The organism is Klebsiella sp. 141161, assembly GCF_050600815.1.
GTDB classification, from domain to species: Bacteria; Pseudomonadota; Gammaproteobacteria; order Enterobacterales; family Enterobacteriaceae; genus Klebsiella; species Klebsiella aerogenes.
Genome location: NZ_JAQIRN010000001.1, coordinates 927,944 through 948,153, shown reverse-complemented (window position 1 = coordinate 948,153; position 20,210 = coordinate 927,944). Strand labels below are relative to the sequence as shown.

15 protein-coding genes are annotated in these 20,210 nt (G+C 44.2%); 14 read left to right on the top strand and 1 reads right to left on the bottom strand.

Going from position 1 to position 20,210, the window contains the following annotated elements; translation table 11 throughout:
* The first annotated feature begins 83 nt into the window (after positions 1–83).
* From alkA to asmA, 4 genes are all read left to right on the top strand, one after another.
* Positions 84–932 (top strand): DNA-3-methyladenine glycosylase 2, encoded by an 849-nt coding sequence (gene alkA, locus PGR79_RS04515; protein WP_113373486.1) that lies wholly within the window; start codon positions 84–86, stop codon positions 930–932.
* A gap of 114 nt (positions 933–1,046) precedes the next feature.
* Positions 1,047–1,688 carry a uridine kinase gene (udk, locus tag PGR79_RS04510; RefSeq protein WP_015365789.1) on the top strand — a complete coding sequence of 214 codons (642 nt, stop codon included), beginning with the start codon at positions 1,047–1,049 and terminating at the stop codon, positions 1,686–1,688.
* Positions 1,689–1,778: 90 nt separating this feature from the next.
* Complete coding sequence (gene dcd / locus PGR79_RS04505) at positions 1,779–2,360, top strand: dCTP deaminase (RefSeq protein WP_015365790.1); 582 nt, start codon at positions 1,779–1,781, stop codon at positions 2,358–2,360.
* A gap of 27 nt (positions 2,361–2,387) precedes the next feature.
* Positions 2,388–4,235, top strand: a complete 1,848-nt coding sequence (gene asmA / locus PGR79_RS04500; protein ID WP_113373487.1) for an outer membrane assembly protein AsmA — start codon at positions 2,388–2,390, stop codon at positions 4,233–4,235.
* 48 nt (positions 4,236–4,283) lie between these two features.
* Here asmA and PGR79_RS04495 read toward each other — a convergent pair whose 3' ends face one another.
* Positions 4,284–5,870, bottom strand: coding sequence for a TerC family protein (locus tag PGR79_RS04495; RefSeq protein ID WP_113373488.1), 1,587 nt, complete (start codon positions 5,868–5,870; stop codon positions 4,284–4,286).
* A gap of 854 nt (positions 5,871–6,724) precedes the next feature.
* Here PGR79_RS04495 and galF point away from each other — a divergent pair.
* The 10 genes from galF to PGR79_RS04445 all read left to right on the top strand — a co-directional run bounded on the left by galF (position 6,725) and on the right by PGR79_RS04445 (position 20,209).
* Positions 6,725–7,615, top strand: a complete 891-nt coding sequence (galF, locus tag PGR79_RS04490; protein WP_015706060.1) for a UTP--glucose-1-phosphate uridylyltransferase GalF — start codon at positions 6,725–6,727, stop codon at positions 7,613–7,615.
* Between the two features lie 448 nt (positions 7,616–8,063).
* Positions 8,064–8,693, top strand: coding sequence for a phosphatase PAP2 family protein (locus tag PGR79_RS04485; protein ID WP_113373489.1), 630 nt, complete (start codon positions 8,064–8,066; stop codon positions 8,691–8,693).
* Positions 8,694–9,613: 920 nt separating this feature from the next.
* Positions 9,614–11,053, top strand: a complete 1,440-nt coding sequence (locus PGR79_RS04480) for a capsule assembly Wzi family protein (RefSeq protein WP_047046462.1) — start codon at positions 9,614–9,616, stop codon at positions 11,051–11,053.
* Between the two features lie 110 nt (positions 11,054–11,163).
* Positions 11,164–12,300, top strand: a complete 1,137-nt coding sequence (locus tag PGR79_RS04475; RefSeq protein ID WP_113373490.1) for a polysaccharide export protein — start codon at positions 11,164–11,166, stop codon at positions 12,298–12,300.
* A 1-nt stretch (position 12,301) separates the two neighbouring features.
* Complete coding sequence (locus PGR79_RS04470) at positions 12,302–12,736, top strand: protein tyrosine phosphatase (protein WP_072047967.1); 435 nt, start codon at positions 12,302–12,304, stop codon at positions 12,734–12,736.
* Positions 12,737–12,752: 16 nt separating this feature from the next.
* On the top strand, positions 12,753–14,918 hold the full coding sequence (locus tag PGR79_RS04465; RefSeq protein WP_113373491.1) for a polysaccharide biosynthesis tyrosine autokinase: 2,166 nt from the start codon (positions 12,753–12,755) through the stop codon (positions 14,916–14,918).
* A 100-nt stretch (positions 14,919–15,018) separates the two neighbouring features.
* Complete coding sequence (gene wbaP, locus PGR79_RS04460; protein ID WP_430921125.1) at positions 15,019–16,446, top strand: undecaprenyl-phosphate galactose phosphotransferase WbaP; 1,428 nt, start codon at positions 15,019–15,021, stop codon at positions 16,444–16,446.
* Between the two features lie 113 nt (positions 16,447–16,559).
* Positions 16,560–17,606, top strand: coding sequence for a glycosyltransferase (locus PGR79_RS04455; protein WP_113373493.1), 1,047 nt, complete (start codon positions 16,560–16,562; stop codon positions 17,604–17,606).
* Positions 17,607–17,623: 17 nt separating this feature from the next.
* Complete coding sequence (locus PGR79_RS04450; protein ID WP_113373494.1) at positions 17,624–18,607, top strand: glycosyltransferase family 4 protein; 984 nt, start codon at positions 17,624–17,626, stop codon at positions 18,605–18,607.
* 60 nt (positions 18,608–18,667) lie between these two features.
* Positions 18,668–20,209, top strand: a complete 1,542-nt coding sequence (locus tag PGR79_RS04445; RefSeq protein WP_113373698.1) for a hypothetical protein — start codon at positions 18,668–18,670, stop codon at positions 20,207–20,209.
* Position 20,210: the final 1 nt, after the last annotated feature.

Below are 20,210 nucleotides of genomic sequence, written 5' to 3'. Positions count from 1 at the left end.
CGCCATGCCGACAACTGGAATTTAAAAGCAAGGCGCATCTGGCGCAGAGCATCTATGCTTGTTGCGATTAATAAGGAGAGTGCATGACATTATTATCCTGGCAACCCCCCTATGACTGGCAATGGATGTTCGCGTTTCTCAGCGCGCGTGCGGTGGCGGGAATTGAAACCTTCCATGAAGATGAATATACCCGCAGCTTCAGTTTAGATGGGCATCGTGGGTTGATTACCGTTAAACCGGATGAACGCAGCCAGGGGTTCCAGGTTACGCTTTCTCATGGGCTGTTACCGGTAGCAGATCAGTGCCTGGCGCGTGTAGCACAACTGTTTGATTTAGCATGCGATCCATTTGAGGTCACGAAAACCTTAGGCAAACTGGCGCAGCCGCGACCAGGACTTCGCTTGCCGGGGGCGCTGGATGCGTTTGAACAGGCGGTGCGTGCGGTATTGGGGCAACTGGTGAGCGTAGCGATGGCGGCGAAGCTGACGGCGAAAGTGGCCGCGGTCTATGGGGAAGCGTTAAGCGAAGCGCCTGGTTATGTTATTTTTCCCGAACCACAGAAACTAGCGCAAGCCGACCCTTTGGCGCTTAAGGCGTTAGGGATGCCGCTTCGCCGCGCGGAAGCGTTAATTCACCTCGGCAAAGCGGCATTGAGCGGAGAATTGCCGTTGACGGCGCCTGCTGATATGGCAACCGGCATGAAACAATTGCAGAGTCTGCCGGGCATCGGTCGCTGGACGGCGAATTACTATGCGCTGCGCGGTTGGCAGGCAAAAGATATTTTTCTGCCCGATGACTATCTGATTAAACAGCGTTTTCCCGGAATGACGCCTGCGCGTATTGCGCGTTATGCCAGCCGCTGGCAACCCTGGCGCTCCTATGCTTTGTTGCATATCTGGTACACCGAAGGCTGGGCGCCGGACGAGGAATAGGCGTACAGGGCGCATATCACTGGTATCGCCGCCCTGAAATCCCTATAATTGCCGCGTTTGACGGTCAACCGTCACCCTCCATCTACATCCAGGTTAATCAGGTCGCAAAAATTTATGACTGATACGTCTCATCAGTGCGTCATTGTAGGCATCGCCGGCGCATCGGCTTCGGGCAAAAGCCTTATCGCCAGCACACTTTATCGTGAATTACGTGAACAAGTTGGCGATGAGCATATTGGCGTTATTCCAGAAGACAGCTATTACAAAGATCAAAGCCATCTGTCGATGGAAGAGCGTGTAAAAACCAACTATGACCATCCGAGCTCGATGGACCATAGCTTGCTGTTCCAGCATTTGCAGACGCTGAAAAGCGGCCAGCCAATTGAATTACCCGTGTATAGCTACGTTGAACATACGCGTATGCCGGAAACTATTCATATTCAACCGAAGAAAGTGATCATTCTCGAAGGGATCCTGCTGTTGACGGATGCCAGACTGCGCAATGAATTAAACTTCTCTATTTTCGTCGATACCCCGCTGGATATCTGTCTGATGCGCCGCATCAAGCGTGATGTTAACGAGCGTGGCCGTTCCATGGACTCGGTGATGGCGCAGTATCAGAAGACGGTGCGGCCAATGTTCCTGCAATTTATTGAACCTTCCAAGCAATATGCTGACATTATTGTCCCGCGCGGCGGTAAAAACCGTATTGCCATCGATATTCTGAAGGCCAAAATCAGTCAGTTCTTTGAATAACACGTGCTAATTGTGTAACGTGCAAAGAGAATCCCAATTGCCCTTATTCCCGGAAAGCGTAAGGGCTAGATGCCTTAAAGGAGAAAGCTCATGCGTCTGTGTGACCGAGATATAGAAGCCTGGTTGGATGAAGGGCGCCTGGCAATCAGCCCGCGCCCGCCGGTGGATCGAATTAACGGCGCCACCGTTGACGTTCGCTTAGGCAATAAATTCCGTACCTTCCGCGGTCATACGGCGCCGTTTATTGACCTGAGCGGCCCGAAGGCGGAAGTGAGCGCGGCGCTGGACCGGGTAATGAGCGAAGAGATCGTATTGCCGGAAGGCGAGGCTTTCTATCTTCATCCAGGAGAATTAGCGCTGGCTGTGACTTATGAGTCAGTAACGCTTCCGGCAGACCTCGTCGGCTGGCTTGATGGCCGTTCGTCGCTGGCGCGCCTTGGGCTGATGGTACACGTCACTGCGCACCGTATTGATCCGGGCTGGTCTGGCTGCATCGTGCTGGAATTCTATAATTCCGGAAAGCTGCCGTTGGCGTTGCGCCCGGGAATGCCCATTGGCGCGCTGAGCTTTGAGCCGCTTTCGGGCCCGGCGGCGCGGCCATATAACCGCCGTGAAGATGCCAAATATCGCGACCAGCAGGGCGCGGTAGCGAGTCGAATCGACAAGGATTGATAAAGTTAGCGGCTTATCGAGGATGCCATGAGACGAATTCTGACCACGCTGATGATCTTGTTGACCGTCATTGTCGCGGGGCTCGCTGCGCTGGTGCTGTTGGTCAACCCTAATGACTTCCGCAACTATATGGTGCAGGAAGTGGCGGAGCGTAGCGGCTATCAGCTGAAGCTTGATGGACCGCTGCGTTGGCATGTCTGGCCGCAGCTGAGTATTCTCTCCGGCCGTATGGCGCTGACGGCGCCAGGCGCTTCCGAACCGGTGGTGCGTGCCGATAACATGCGGTTGGATGTTGCGCTGATGCCGCTACTTTCTCATCAACTGCAGGTGAAGCAGGTGATGCTGAAAGGCGCGGTCATTCAGCTGACCGCCAAAACGGAAGCGGTGCGTGACCAGAACGCGCCGGTGGTGCCGCATGACAATACGTTGCCGCAGGCGCCGCAAGATCGCGGATGGTCATACGATGTCCGTAAACTGCAGGTGGCCGATAGTGTCCTGTTCTTCCAGCATGAAAATGGCGAACAGGTCACCGTGCGCGATATACGCTTACAAATGGAGCAGGATGACAACCATCTGGCGACGGTTGATTTCTCCGGCAGGGTCAATCGCGATCAACGTGACTTAGCGTTGTCCTTTACAGCCCAGGTTCAGGGCGGCGATTATCCTCACTCTCTGAAAGCGGATTTTTCGCAGCTCAACTGGCAGGTACGTGGTGCGGAGTTGCCGCCGGACGGCCTGAGCGGGCAAGGAAGTTTGCAAGCCAGCTGGATTGAAGAGGCGAAAAAACTCAATTTCGACAATCTCAATCTCACTGCTAATGGCAGCGCAATTACCGGTAGCGGTAGCGTTGTGCTGGGGGATAAACCTGACTGGCTGCTAAATCTGAAGGCAACCACACTGAATCTGGATAGTTTGCTTGCGCAAAGCGCGGCGGCTAATGAAGGCAATGCCGATCAGCGTGGACAAAGCCAGCCGAGACAGTTGCGCCCTGTGATTGCCGATAGCGATATCCAGCAGGATTATCATAGTCTGCTTGGCTTTAACGGCCAGCTGGCGATTTCGGCGGACCAGGTGCAGTGGCGTGGTATGCGATTCAGCCAGGTGAAGAGTGATATCACTAACCAGCAGGGGCTGCTGACGGTGAAACAACTGCAGGGTAGTCTGGGGGAAGGGCATCTCTCGTTACCTGGGGTGCTGGATGTCAGAGGCAACACTGCGCATGCTGCTTTCCAACCGCAACTGGATAATGTAGAAATCGGTACCATCTTGCAGGCGTTTAACTACCCGATTAGCCTGACGGGGAAATTATCCCTGAATGGGGATTTCTCCGGGCCGCGCATTGATGCAGATGACTTCCGTCGCAACTGGCGTGGACAGGCGCAGCTGCAAATGAAGGATACGCGTACCGAAGGGCTCAACTTCCAGCAGCTAGTACAGCAGGCTGTAGCGAGGAGCACCAATGTTCAGGCGCAGGAAAACTTCGATAACGCAACTCAGCTTGACGCACTAAGCAGTGATTTAACCCTGAACAATGGCCAGATAACGCTTAACGACTTGCAGGGACAGTCGGCAATGATGGCGTTGAATGGACAAGGCAATCTGAATCTGCTCGCAGAGGATTGCGACATGCATTTCAACGTGCGGGTGTTAGGTGGCTGGAAAGGCGAAAGCAAGCTTATTGATCGCCTCAAGCAGACGGCAATTCCGCTGCGCATTTATGGTAAGTGGCAGTCGTTAAGCTATAGCCTGCAGGTAGATCAGATCCTGCGCAAGCAGTTGCAGGATGAAGCGAGACAGCGTTTGAATGAGTGGGCGGAACGCAATAGTAATAGCCAGAACGGCAAAGACGTGAAGAAACTACTCGATAAGCTGTAATCATCAGCCGCCGCGAGTTGCTCGCGGCGGCTGAGCCCTCAACTTCATTCACACTTCATAATCTAATTCATCTTCTACTTCAACCGGCGGGATAATCTGTACTTTCTGCACCCTATGGCTTTCAACTTCCAGTGTACGCAGGGTATAACCGCCGATTTTCACTTCCTCGCCAGCGGCAGGAATATGCTGCAAATACTCCATCAGTAACCCGGCAATCGTGTGGTAATCACGCTTATCATCCAACGGCAGTGGAACGTACTGCACCAGATCTTCCAGCGGCATATGGCCGTTAGCGGTCCAACTGCCATCGGCGTTTTTGTGAATATCATGACGAGCATCGATCTCTTCTACTTCATTAGGCAGATTACCCGCAATGGTTTCCATAACATCGCTGATGGTTACAAGCCCTTCAACGGAGCCAAATTCGTCGACCACAAAAGCAAAGTGCGTCCGCGCCAGGCGGAACTGCTCCAGCGCCGGGAGCAACGGCAAGGTCTCCGGGAAAATAAGCGGTTGGCGCAGCAAAATGTGTAAATCGAGCGGCTCATTTCGTAACGACTGCTGTAGCAAGTCGATAACATGAACAACTCCTAAAAGATCTTCATTGTCGTTGCCGCCGGTGACGACAATTCGGGTATGCTGGTTTTTCTCCAGCAGTGCGCGAACTTCCTCTTCGGGCGCGCTTAAGTCGATGTGCTCGATATCATGACGTGAAGTCATAATGCTGCTGACGGTGCGTTGATTCAGATTCAGGACGCGCTCAATCATTAAGCGTTCCTGCGGATTAAACAGCGGGTTTTCTCCCTGGTCCGCGACCATGGTTGCCGTCTCAGCATCAAGCTCAGCGTTCTCTTTACGCCCGCTTAGTAGATTCATCACCGCCTCAGTAGTCCGCTGCCGCATGGTCAGGTTGGCCGAGAGGAAGCGTCGGCGATTGAAGATGGCTAACTGGTTGAACGATTCGATCATTACCGAGAAACCGATGGCGGCATACAGATAGCCTTTCGGGATTGGGAAGCCAAATCCTTCGGCAATCAGGCTAAAACCGATCATCAGCAGGAAACTAAGGCACAGAATGACGATCGTGGGGTGGCTGTTGACAAAGCGAGTGAGAGCTTTGCTGGCCATTAGCATCAGCGTAATAGCAATGATGACCGCAGCCATCATCACCGCCAGGTGATCAACCATACCCACTGCGGTAATGACCGAATCCAGCGAGAAAATGGCATCAAGCACGACTATTTGCGTCACCACGCCCCAGAACTTCGCGCCTTTACGCTGGGTGGGGTTATTGCTGTCTTTTCCTTCCAGCCGCTCATTAAGCTCTACGGTGGCTTTAAACAACAGGAACAACCCGCCGAATAACATAATTAAATCACGGGCGCTGAAGCTTAAGTCATGCCAGTTGAAGAGCGGTGTGGTGAGGGTGACTAACCAGGAAATTGACGCCAGCAGAACCAGACGCATCACCATTGCCAACAACAGACCGGTAACGCGTGCACGATCGCGCTGAGCAGGGGGGAGCTTTTCGGCAAGGATCGCAATAAATACCAGGTTATCTATCCCCAGAACCAGTTCGATAACCACAAGCGTAATGAGACCAGCCCAGATTGAGGGATCGGCAATCCATTCCATAATCACTAAGAACCTTTACAACCTAATCGAATCATCTACCGATCATGGATAAGCGCCAGGTAAAATGCAACGTTTTATCGTAGCAATGGGCAGTGGGTTGGGATACAAACGAAAGTTATAACGTAATAAACGATGGTTAAATATCGGGCGTTTAAGATCTATCTGGGCTGTTTCGGAATTAATTAGAAATCCATGCAATTACTGTGCGGTAATAGCAAGGATAAGGAAGAGTTATTAACTACGGGCAATGCCAAAATATTGCCGTATTTTTCACCAAAATGTTATTAAGGGGAATATTCCTACTGAATTCCGTAGCTTGTCAGGACTCGGGTTTAATAAGACCCTTAAGATGGCTCATTGTTGCATAAAAGCAGCAGTATCAGCGATGGTCAACGGGTTAATCCGCGTGTAAGAAGGTTAGTCAGAGAAGCTTTTGTCCAAAGTTTAGACGATTTTACTGATTACTATCGGCAAATTGCTATTTCGCGTGGGATTTGACTTTTCCTGAAGTGGCTCATCACTATCATTTTTAAGAATGATGGTGTTAAATCCGCAAAGACAGTAGCTTATCATCAGGAGAGTTTGTCAATTATTATTGTTAAATAACAATGTATTAAACGTTGTTTTTGCTCTATTTCCTCAAGCGGCGATTGGCCAGGACAAAAGTGTGAGAATTTTCTTAAAGCTACCTGTCAGCTAGCATTTTTTGCGTGTATTCTTGGACTAAGAGAGTAATTTAGGATTTTGGTTAAAGTCGTGCACGGTACGATGCTGTACCATCACAAACAAATGCCAGTGACATCAACGTTCTGACAAAAATTCGAAAGTTTATAACCATATAGGTGGATGAAATAATGGTGAGTTTGAAAGCAATTATTCCGGTAGCAGGGTTAGGGATGCATATGTTGCCTGCGACCAAAGCGATACCGAAAGAGATGCTGCCGATCGTTGATAAGCCGATGGTTCAGTATATCGTCGATGAGATTGTCGCCGCCGGAATCAAAGAAATTGTGCTGGTCACCCATTCATCTAAGAATGCTGTTGAAAACCATTTCGATACCTCTTATGAGCTGGAAGCGCTGCTGGAGCAACGTGTTAAGCGCCAATTATTAGCCGAAGTGCAGGCGATTTGTCCGCCAGGCGTAACAATAATGAACGTTCGACAAGGCCAGCAACTGGGCCTGGGTCACTCTATCCTCTGTGCGCGTCCGGCGGTTGGCAATAATCCATTTGTTGTGGTGTTACCGGATATCATTCTTGATGGCGCAAGCGCGGATCCACTGCGTTATAACCTGGCGGCAATGGTAGCGCGGTTTAATGAAACCGGGCGCAGCCAGGTTCTGGCCAAACGAATGCCAGGCGATCTCTCCGAGTATTCCGTCATTCAAACCAAAGATGGCTTGAAAGTGGAAGGGGAGATTGGCCGTATTGTTGAATTTATTGAAAAACCAGACGAACCGCAAACGCTGGACTCCGACCTGATGGCCGTTGGCCGTTATGTGCTATCCGCTGATATCTGGGAAGAACTTGAGCGTACTGAACCTGGCGCATGGGGTCGTATTCAGCTGACAGACGCTATTGCTGCCCTGGCGAAGAAACAGTCTGTCGATGCCATGTTGATGACCGGCGAGAGCTACGATTGCGGCAAAAAAATGGGTTACATGCAGGCGTTTGTAAGCTACGGCTTACGTAACCATAAAGAAGGAACCAAATTCCGCGAGAGCATCAAAAAGCTGCTGGCGTGAAACTAAACGGTTAATACGGGCGAGAGCTGGCGTGCAGGTGACATCACAATGTTGAGTGCCACGCCAGCATTATAAGATCCAACTGAAATGAAACCGAGATTCCTATTTATTCGGTTCATTAATTGCAATGAAGAATTTTCATCTCAGTTGAATCTTATTGAGTACGTAGATGTAACGGCTTATCGGTGATTGTCGCGCGTGGGGCTGTCATTTGGTCAGATGAGTCAAAAAATTGCTTAACTGATAGTTGTTTAGTGCGCTCTTTCTTAAACAAGTGCACTGCAGCACAGTTAGAGATGCGAAATAAAACTTGACTGAGATCATGTTTAGCCATTAAACAACGGTGATGTATGCATATAAACGTGATGTTAATGGATGAATATGCCCATAAGGAATTCATGGATAAGGTACAGGGAAAAGGGATGTATCGTCAGAGGATGAAGCGTAAATGAACTGGCAATTTGTCTCTTTTTTTGGCGATAGTACCGTGTTACTGCCCAGCGCGGTGGTGCTGTTCGCGGTGCTGGTGCTTCGTAAAACATCCCGGACGCTGGCCTGGCAATGGGCGTTGCTATTTGGGATTACGGGAACTGTCGTGTGCATTTCAAAGCTGGCTTTTATGGGCTGGGGAATTGGCATACGTGAAATCGATTTTACTGGTTTCAGCGGGCATACCGCGCTCTCTACCGCATTTTGGCCAATACTCATATGGCTGTTAACTTCCCGAGCTTCATCATCCCTTCGCGGGGGGGCCGTACTTTTGGGCTTTGTTCTTGCGGGCATTGTTGGTTATTCCCGTTTGATGATTCATGCACATTCGGTATCTGAAGTAGTGAGTGGATTTATCCTGGGCGCTTGCGGAAGTTTGACTTTTCTGCTGTTGCAATGGCGTACGCCGGCCTCACGCTCTGCGCAGATTTCATGGATGGGGGCGTTGAGCGTGGTCATCATCCCGCTCATATTATTAAACACTGGGGTTAAAGCGCCGACGCAGTCGTTGTTAGGCGAGGTTGCAACTATGATCGGACCATTTGAGAAGCCATTCACCAGAGCCGATCTACATAAGCATATATATTAATCATACTGGTTCGATAAGTTTACAAATTAACTGCTGTAGTGATTAGTATGATAAATAGCTTGTCCATCGATAACATGGGGATTTTAGAATCGTGACTTTCATAATGGTGAAACATAATAATGGTAACAGACTATCTGAAAGCACGGTTCAGCATGTTATTACGAGTAAGATGATTCTTAAATGAAAAGAGAATAACGGAAATCAGAGTTGTCGTTCTGGAACCCAAAAAAGAAGTGGGTAATGATAGCTATCATATTTTGTAGTTGACTACTGCATGGTTATTTTTTTTCTTAAACAAAGGATTTATTTTTATCCCTTTAAAATCATGTGGTTACAAGGCGTTGCGCTTTGGGTGGTAATAATCTGGCCGGTTGCTGAGAGATTCCATTAAATAATCTTATTAACAGATGAATCCTTGCCGGTAAAAATGAAAAATATCGCTTTATCCGCTTTGTAGGGTTGAATTTATACTCCCAATTAAGAGAAGAATCTCGTAAACTCGAGGCGGTAAAAAATAATTGCTGTGGTTAATTCACCAACAGTCAATGTAAAGAAAATTGCTGGGTTAGAGGTACAGTGCGTTGGTAGCTGTTAAGCCAAGGGCGGTAGCGTATCCTGACACTCACGGTACCCAGCGTTTTGAATACTCATCCTACGCTTAGCGACGTTGTCAGACTTCTGATCATGTGCACATTATTGAGGCCATGAAAGTAGCCTTAGCAACCAATATCGCTTACATTATGAATGCGTTAAGTTCACATCCGTTTGCAGCAAACCGCTCGTGCTTGAGGAGTTGTCCATCGAGGCAATGGATCGCTGTTGTAAAAAAAGGCTTGTCGAACTCATAAGCTCCTGATTCTTAAAAATCCCCATTGCCGTACCCACCTGGTGGGAAGGGACTCGTAAATGGAACTTGAACAATGATAAAAATTGCTCGTATCGCACTTGCTTTGGGTCTGGTTGCATCAGTTAGCTCGCAGGTATATGCAGCAGGATTGGTGCAAAATGATAATGAACTTCGCAACGACCTGGCATGGTTATCCGATCGCGGAGTCATTCATCTAAGTCTCTCCACCTGGCCGCTCAGCCAGGAAGAAATTACCCGAGCGCTGAAAAAAGCAAAACCTTCATATTCCTCTGAACAAGTTGTCCTTGCGCGCATCAATCAACGTCTTTCTAATTTGAAGGCGGATTTTCGCGTAAGCGGCTATACGTCGACTGACCAACCAGGAACACCGCAGGGATTTGGCCAAAGTCAACCAGCGGATAACTCCTTGTCTCTTGCCTTCAACAACAGCGGTGAGTGGTGGGATGTACATCTACAGGGGAATGTCGAAGGCGGGGAGCGAATTAGCAATGGATCACGTTTTAATGCCAACGGCGCTTATGGCGCAGTCAAGTTCTGGAACCAGTGGTTATCATTCGGGCAGGTGCCTCAGTGGTGGGGCCCTGGTTATGAAGGTAGTCTGATTCGTGGCGATGCGGCCAGACCGATGACCGGTTTTTTAATGCAACGTGCTGAGCAAGCTGCTCCTGAGACATGGTGGCTGCGCTGGATTGGTCCGTGGCAGTATCAGATTTCCGCTAGCCAGATGAACCAATACACGGCCGTACCTCATACCAAAATTATCGGTGGCCGTTTTACCTTTACCCCGTTCCAGTCACTTGAGCTTGGCGCTTCAAGAATAATGCAGTGGGGGGGGGAGGGACGCCCTCAGTCGTTTAGCAACTTCTGGGATGGGTTCACCGGTAAAGACAACACCTCAGCCAACGACCCAAATGAACCGGGCAACCAACTTGCCGGTTTTGATTTTAAGTTTAAGCTCGAACCTACCCTGGGCTGGCCGGTGAGTTTCTATGGCCAAATGATTGGCGAAGATGAGTCAGGATTCTTACCTTCGGCGAATATGTATCTTGGTGGTATTGAAGGCCACCACGGCTGGGGTAAAGATGCGATTAACTGGTATGTGGAAGCGCATGATACCCGTACGAATATGAGTCGCACCAATTACAGTTATACCCATCACATCTATAAAGATGGTTATTATCAGCAAGGCTATCCACTTGGTGACGCGATGGGGGGTGATGGCCAGTTGTTTGCAGGCAAAGTTGAGTTGGTGACTGAAGATAATCAACGCTGGAGTACCCGTCTGGTGTACGCGAAAGTGAACCCGGAAAATCAGACTATCAATAAAGCGTTTCCTAATTCAGACACCTTAAAAGGGATACAGTTGGGCTGGAGTGGCGATGTCTATAAATCTGTTCGATTGAATACTAATCTTTGGTATACCAATGCCGATAACAGCGATAGTGACGATGTTGGCGCCAGTGCAGGGATAGAGATTCCATTTAGTTTATAGGCTGGATGCTGAGAAGAGGGTAAGGATTACTGATTGTAAATTGTTAATCGGTAAAACTCAGACAGCAAATCAGTAATTGAAAAAATTTGGTTTATTGATGATGTGACATTATGAAGAAAAAAATTGTTAGGGTTTCAGCAGTGGCATTGGCAATTAGCTTTTTGACGGGGTGTACTATTGTTCCGGGTCAGGGGCTGAACAGCTTACGCAAAAATGTAGTTGAACTTCCGGATAGCGATTATGACCTGGACAAGTTGGTGAACGTATATCCAATGACTCCGAGTTTGGTTGAAAAGCTTCGACCTGAGACCATTCTTGCTCGCCCAAATCCGCAGCTCGATCAGTTGCTTCATAGCTATGAATACCGAATTGGTGTTGGCGATGTACTGATGGTGACTGTTTGGGATCACCCTGAACTAACAACTCCTGCAGGTCAGTATCGTAGTGCGAGTGATACAGGTAACTGGGTAAACTCCGATGGAACTATCTTCTATCCTTATATTGGTAAGGTCCAGGTTGCAGGCAAAACGTTGAGCCAGGTACGTCACGACATAGCGAGCCGATTAACAACCTATATAGAAAGCCCGCAAGTAGACGTGAGTATTGCTGCATTTCGTTCACAAAAAGCCTATGTCACCGGAGAGGTTGTTAAGTCTGGACAACAGCCGATTACAAATATACCGCTAACCGTAATGGATGCAATAAATAATGCTGGTGGATTAGCTCCAGATGCAGACTGGCGTAACGTTGTTTTGACTCACAACGGCAAAGACACAAAAATATCGCTGTTTGCATTAATGCAAAAAGGTGATTTGACAGAAAACCATTTACTCTACCCTGGCGATATATTGTTCGTACCAAGAAATGATGATCTAAAAGTGTTTGTCATGGGGGAAGTTGGCAAACAAAGTACCATGAAAATGGATCGAAGTGGCATGACATTAGCTGAGGCATTGGGTAATGCTGAAGGGATGTCACAGGCGTTTAGTGATGCCACTGGGGTCTTTGTTGTGCGGCAGTTAAAAGGCGATAAAGAGGGTAAAATTGCCAATATTTACCAGCTTAATGCACAGGATGCATCGGCCATGGTGTTAGGTACAGAATTCCAGCTACAGCCGTATGATATCGTTTATGTCACTACAGCCCCATTGGTACGATGGAATCGCGTGATATCTCAGCTAGTTCCGACAATTACTGGGGTACATGATATGACCGAAACTGTCCGATATATTAAAACATGGCCATAATATGTTTGACTCAATATTAGTTATTTGTACAGGTAATATTTGCCGCTCTCCGATTGGAGAGCGATTGTTACGTAAGGCATTACCGACTAAGAAAATAGACTCAGCGGGCGTTGGTGCCTTAATCGGTCATCCTGCAGATCCCTCAGCGATACGAATTGCTGAAAGTCATGGTCTTTCTTTGGAAGGGCATGAAGGTAAGCAATTTAGCGCAAGTCTTGGGCGCCAATATGATTTGCTCTTAGTAATGGAGCAAGTTCATTTGGAACAAGTCAGTCGAATTGCTCCAGAAGTTAGGGGTAAAACAATGCTTCTTGGACATTGGCTATCAGGTAAAGAGATACCAGACCCTTACAGGAAGAGCGATGAAGCATTCGAATCAGTTTATCAGCTGATTGACTTAAGTTGTCGTTCTTGGGCTGAGAAGTTAGGGCAATAATATCGGGAAAAACCGCATGACATCGGTAATTGATAAAAAAGTAACACCTCAAGAAAATAATGAGATTGATTTTGGCCGTTTGTTCGGTGAATTAATTGATCATCGCAAACTCATTATTTCTATAACCACTGGCTTTACAGTTATAGCAGTTTTATATGCTCTGTTTGCCACCCCAATTTATGAAGCTAATGCATTAATACAGGTTGAACAAAAGCAGGGTAACGCATTAATAGATAGCCTCAGCCAAATGTTGCCGGATAGTCAACCTCAATCTGCGCCAGAGATAGCATTACTGCAGTCACGTATGATTTTAGGAAAGACTGTCGATGATCTTAATCTTCAAGCTCTTGTTGAACAGACACATTTCCCTCTATTAGGCAAGGGGTTTGCTAGACTATTAGGTGAGAAAGAAGGTAGCCTGGAGATTAATCGTCTTTATTTGCCGAAAGATGCTGGGGGAAAAGTACCTGAGATCTTGGTAACAGTAAAAGATGATAAACATTATACTGTCGATTTTGAAGGTACCGTTTTACAGGGAACCGTTGGTATTCCACTGGATGAGAAAGGTATTGCTCTCGATATAAAATCGATTGATGCAAAACCTGGAACGCAATTTGAGGTTAAATATTATTCTCGACTGAAAGCAATCACGAATCTGCAGGAATCATTTAGCGCTTTAGATCAGGGCAAAGATACGGGAATGCTTAACTTAACTTTGACCGGTGAAGACCCTGATTTCATTTCGCGAGTGTTAAACAGTATCAGTCAAAATTATCTGGCTCAAAACGTTGCGCGTCAAGCCGCGCAGGATGCTAAAAGCCTGGAATTCCTTAATAATCAATTGCCATTGGTACGTGGAGATTTAGATTCAGCTGAAAATAAGTTGAATCAATATAGACAACAAAAAGACTCTGTTGACCTTACCATGGAGGCAAAATCCGTTCTGGATCAGATTGTTAACGTTGATAATCAATTGAACGAATTAACATTTCGTGAAGCAGAAATTTCTCAACTTTATACAAAAGAACATCCTACTTACAAAGCGCTGATGGAGAAAAGGAAAACACTTCAAGATGAAAAAAATAAGCTAAATAAACGTGTGAGTGGAATGCCCTCGACTCAACAAGAAGTGTTGCGCCTTAGTAGGGATGTTGAATCTGGTCGGGCTGTATATATGCAATTACTCAACCGTCAGCAAGAGTTGAATATTGCCAAATCAAGCGCAATTGGTAACGTCAGAATCATTGATGATGCTGTAACCGATCCGAAACCCGTTAAACCTAAAAAAATAATTGTAATATTAGCTGGCATTGTACTTGGTTTTATCATGTCAATAGCTATGGTCTTTGTACAAGTATTCCTGCGTCGTGGTATTGAGTCTCCAGAACAGTTAGAGGAGCTGGGAGTAAGCGTTTATGCGAGCGTTCCAGTATCTGAATGGTTAACTAAACATTCTGCGAAGAACAATATACGAAACAAAAATCAATCGGATAGACTGCTGGCTGTAGAGAACCCTGCAGACCTTGCGGTAGAAGCGATAAGGAGTCTTCGGACGAGCTTACATTTTGCGATGATGGAAGCCGAAAATAATATACTGATGATTTCCGGAGCAAGCCCAAATGCTGGTAAGACATTTATAAGTACTAACTTGGCTGCGATCATTGCTCTGACTGGGAAGAAAGTTCTATTTATAGATGCTGACCTCAGAAAAGGTTATGTGCATAAGATGCTCGGCCACAAACAGACAAAAGGATTATCAGATATACTTTCTGGCCAAAGTTCTGTTGAAAGTACAATCGAGAAGGTCACCAGTGGAGCATTTGACTATATTGGACGTGGTCAAGTTCCACCAAATCCTGCCGAGCTACTAATGCATTCGAGATTCTCAGATTTACTTAAGTGGGCTTCATCTAATTATGACCTGGTCGTCATAGATACTCCTCCTATTTTAGCTGTCACCGATGCTGCAATTATTGGTCGTTATGCAGGAACAACATTACTGGTAGCAAGATTTGAATCAAATACTGTCAAAGAAATTGCAGTTAGTGTAAGACGTTTTGAGCAAAGTGGCATTGATGTTAAGGGCGCTATTTTGAACGGAGTCGTTAAAAAAGCAAGTAGCTATTATGGCTATGGCTATAGTTATTACGGTTATTCGTATTCAGATAAAGAAAAAAGTTAAAATTTGAAAGATTAAAACAAAACGGACTCTATTTATAGAGTCCGTATTCTATTCCATAGTAACTTTCTCCATGTTAATCGTGGTATAAGCAGAGGGAATCATGACCCGTTTTGCTAGAAATGTTGGGTGCAGTGTATCCTTAGCGGTATCTGATTTTTTAAGCTTTGTAATATCTCTATATTTATCTCTGGGAATTCTTTCGCTTACAATGAGTCATTTTGACGAAAGAGTTCCTACTGAGCAAATTGAAGGGTGGGTTGCTTTACATTGGCTTTTAGGTATTTGTTGCATTAGTTGGTACGGAATTCGTCTGCGGCATTATTTTTATCGTAAAACTTTTTGGTTTGAGTTAAAAGAAATTCTCCGTACTTTGGTAATATTTGCTGTTATTGAAATTGCTGTGATAGCATTTGCAAAATGGTATTTTTCACGGTATGTATGGCTTTTAACATGGGTAATTGCAGCTATTTTGCTACCATTAACCAGGATGTTTACTAAATGGCTGTTGAATCGAATGGGCCTTTGGTTACGAGATACGTGGATAGTGGGAAATGGTAAAAACGCTATCGATGCCTACAACGCAATAAATAGTGAACGAAATCTTGGTCTAGACGTCATTGGTTTTATTTCTTGCGATGGTGAAACGAAAACTGTTGAACATACTAATAAAACAGTAGTGCTAGATGCCAATAAAAATTGGCTAGCTAGCATTGATAAGCGTACGCAGTTCATTGTTGCAGTCGAATCAAATCAAAGTGAAATCCGAAATAACTGGCTTCGCGAGTTTATGATCAAAGGGTATCGTTTTGTCTCGGTAATACCAACTCTACGAGGTGTACCATTAGACAGCACGGATATGTCTTTCATATTTAGTCATGAGGTTATGATATTCAGAGTACAACAAAACTTGGCAAAATTATCTTCACGGGTAATTAAGCGAGGTTTTGATATTTTTGGCTCTCTAGGTATTATTTTAATTTTATCTCCTCTTTTACTATATATATATAATAAAGTAAAAAAGGATGGTGGCCCTGCTATTTACGGTCACGAGCGCGTAGGTAAAGATGGTAAATCCTTCAAATGCCTCAAGTTTAGATCTATGGTGGTTAATTCAAAAGAAGTCTTGGATAACTTATTGGCGAGCGATCCGGAAGCTCGAGCTGAATGGGAGGCGACGTTTAAATTGAAAGATGATCCAAGAATCACCAAAATTGGCCAATTTTTACGTAGCACAAGTCTTGATGAACTCCCTCAATTGTTTAATGTTTTAAAAGGGGAGATGAGTCTGGTTGGTCCACGGCCTATTATTACCGCAGAGTTAGAAAGATATAACGAAGAAGTCGATTATTATTTACTTAGTAAACCTGGAATGACTGGACTATGGCAAGTGAGTGGCAGGAGTGACGTTGATTATGATACTCGTGTCTATTTGGATGCATGGTACGTTAAAAACTGGTCTATGTGGAACGATATAGCTATCCTTTTTAAAACTGTAGGTGTTGTATTAAAAAAAGATGGCGCATATTAAATCATCTAAAAGGTGAAAAATAAAAACAGTTTTGCATATTACTTATAGGTTAAATGGTTTTTTAATTATTTACAAATGAGTGGTATGCGAACTGCATTTTCCATGGACTATCTATGAATAGAAAAGAAGTAATCGCTGTCGTATTTACTGCAGCAATCGTTGGCGGTCATGAATTGATGACGATTGCTCATTTAAATAAATTTAGAAATAAAGGGTTTAAATTTGCATGCTTTGTCCCTTCAGATAATATAGCGTTAAAAAAAATACTCACTGAGCATAATATTTCATATGAGAATCATGAAGTACTCCATAAGAAATTTGAAATACTTCATTCTATTTTTAATTATCCTTTTCGGAAAAAAGCTGAAGAACTACTAGTATCCCTGAAGGAAAAACATAAAGCTATTATCATTGTGCAAGGTGATATTGAATTAGGCTCTGTATTTGTGAATACTTCGAAGGCCGCGGGAGTTCAAAACTTAGTTAGCTATATACCTTATGCGCATAGTTTTCGTTTGATGGGTAGCAAGTTAGGGTGGTTAAAAGACTTTTTAGCAAATTTTGTTTACAAGAACTGCGAGAATTATATTACGATTAGCAAAGTTTTTGCAGAGCAAATTTCCCTCAAAAACAAACGAGCCAAAGTAAGAGTATTACATAATTTTTCATCTAAGTTACCAAAAGAATACATTAGAGGTAAGGGGTATATTTATAAGAAAGATGATAATAAGTTTACTATCTTAATGGCAGGGCGAGTTTCATTTAGACAAAAAGGGCAAGATATTTTATTCCAGGCGTTAAATTCTGTTTCGACCTCTAAAGAAATAGTAGTTAACGTTATTGGAGATGGGCCTGATCTTGAGAAATTGAAAACTTTAACAAGACGATCTAATAATAATGTTAGAGTAAATTATTATGGTTGGCAGCAAAATGTATGGGAGTATAGCAAGGATGTTGATCTTATTACCTTGCCATCTCGATTTGAAGGTGTGCCGCTTTTGATGCTAGAAGCAAACCAAGCCAATATCCCGATTATTGCACCTGCACGTGATGGTATGATTGATTTTCTTCCTCCCGCAAATTTATATGAGCCGGGAAGTCGTAACTCTGAAGCTACAGCGTTAGCTAATAAGATCCAGACAATAATAAATAACCACTGAAATGTATCAAGGAATATATGAAAAACATTCTAATTGATGACCGATGGTCAGGTTCAGGCGGAATCGGAACATTTGCTGAAGAAATTAATAAAATAACAAATTTTAAAAGTGCGGGTTTCACTGGCAAACCATTCAGCCCTGTTGATTGCATAAAAACATCATTAAAGATGTTGAAGATGCGTGATGGTATTGTTTTTTTTCCAGGTTATATTCCTCCGTTATTTGCCAGGGTACCATATGTATTTACAATCCATGATTTGAATCATTTGGAACGTCCTGAAAACTCAAGCTTGTTAAAAAAAATATTTTATAAGGTTGTCATAAAAAGAGGGTGTCAAAAAGCTAAGTATATTTTTACTGTTTCCGAGTTTTCGCGACAAAAAATCATTCAATGGTCCGGAGTTCCTGCTGAAAAGGTTGTAAATGTAGGTAATGGAGTATCCAACGATTTCAGACCTGATGGAAAAAAGAAAGAGTTTGGCTATCCTTATTATTTATGTGTCAGCAACAGAAAAAGCCATAAGAATGAGGTTGGAACGATTCAGGCCTTTGCCAGAGCAGATATCCCTAAAAGCGTAAAACTTGTTTTTACTGGGAAGAAAACAGATGAGTTAGCGACTCTCATTGAAATCAATGAACTTACTGATAGAGTTGTATTTACTGGATTCGTTAACACCGAAGAATTACCTGAGTTATACCGTGGTGCAGAAGGACTGATTTTTGTCTCCTTCTATGAAGGTTTTGGTCTTCCGGTCATTGAGGCAATGGCCAGTGGTGTGCCCGTTATTACTTCCAAAACAACCTCCCTCGGAGAGGTCGCTGGCGATGCAGCACTGGTGGTCGACCCTGAGAATATACAGCAAATAGCAACAGCAATATCTAAATTACATTCTGATATTGACCTTAAAACCCAACTTATTAGAAAAGGCTCTAAACAGGTCGGTAAATATTCGTGGAGTGCTACCGCTGAACTTGTTAATAAGTATCTAACAAGTAATTAAGAGTATAGAAATCGTAAAACAAGAATTAACTTTTCTGTGTTGACGATAATGTTGGTAAAAATGAGTGAAAAATACGCTACAAATAAAAAAATAGTTGCAAAGAACACATTCATGCTTTATGGCAGGATGCTACTGATAATGTTTGCAACTTTTTATACCTCACGCTTGGTTTTAAATGCGCTTGGGGTTTATGACTTTGGGCTTTACAGTGTCATTGGCAGTATTATCGTTTTATTTTCGTTCATTCAAAACGTGTCGGCTTTGGCAACTCAAAGGTTCTTGTCAGTTGGTTTAGGTAGAAGGGATTTTTCCTGGACTAAAAGAGTATTTTCGACAAGTATATTGGTCCATTTTATAATATGCGGTGCTGTTTTATTCCTCGCTGAAACAATTGGCTTATGGTTCTTAATCTATAAATTAAGAGTTCCTGTTGAGCGTATGACAGAAATATTTTGGGTGTATCAACTATCTGTCGTATCTCTCCTCGTTCAGATAATGCAAACACCATTTATCGCAGCTTTAATCGCTACTGAAAAAATGGATTTGTTTGCCAAAATAGGGATATTTGATGCCATTCAGCGTTGGGGGATGGTGTATTTATTTACCTTATTTGATTTCGACTCGAAATTGATATGGTATGCTGCGTTCTTGCTTTTTGGATATATTTCAGTGTATTTTGTCTATTTTGTTAACTGTATTAGAAAAATAGATATATGCACTGTAAAGGTGAGTTTCAAAGAAAATAAAGAACTGCTTAAAGAAATATTAACCTTCTCGAGTTGGTCCATGATGGGCTCATTGAGTTTAGTTGGGCTTTCTCAAGGTATCGCTCTGCTGACATATTTCTTTGTAGGTGTAGTGGCGAATGGTTCTGTTTGGTTAGCGGAGCAGGTATTGATTGCATTTAACCGTGTCATAGGTACTTTGCAAACCGCATTTAATCCTCAACTGATAAAGCAGCATTCAACTGGAAATCATGAAGAGGTTTCCTCTCTTCTGTCTTTATCATGTAAGTTGACTGGCTTTATCGTACTGATTGCAGCGGTACCTGCTTTTGTAGATGCGCCTTTTGTTATTAACCTATGGTTGAAACAAGTTCCAGAACATTTGGTGGTGTTGGTAAGAATTGTCATACTGTATGTCATCGTTGATTCTCTTTCAGGACCTTTCGTTACAGTAGCATATGCAGTGGGGAAATTGCGTAACTATCAATTAATAGCATCATTGATAATGCTTTTAACTTTAGTAGTTACATATGCTCTTTACTCATTAGGGTTTGCATTGGTCGTGGCGGTTTCGAGTCGTATACTTTGTGCAGTTGCAATGCTTATATTCAGGGTTCTGTATGTGGAAAAGGTAACAGGATTAAATAGTAAAATATTTTTTCTTAATATTTTTCCGCGATTATTATCTGTTTCTTTAATATCATTTGCAATTTCATTTTATATCAACACCGTTCTTCCTGTAGGTTTTTTAGGATTACTGCTTCTAATATCCTTAAACACAATTGCAGTGACTATACTCTTTTTCTATTTGGTGCTAATTAGTTCAGAAAGAAAATATTTAATATCTTTAATAAAGAAAAAATTAGGTAGGAAATAAC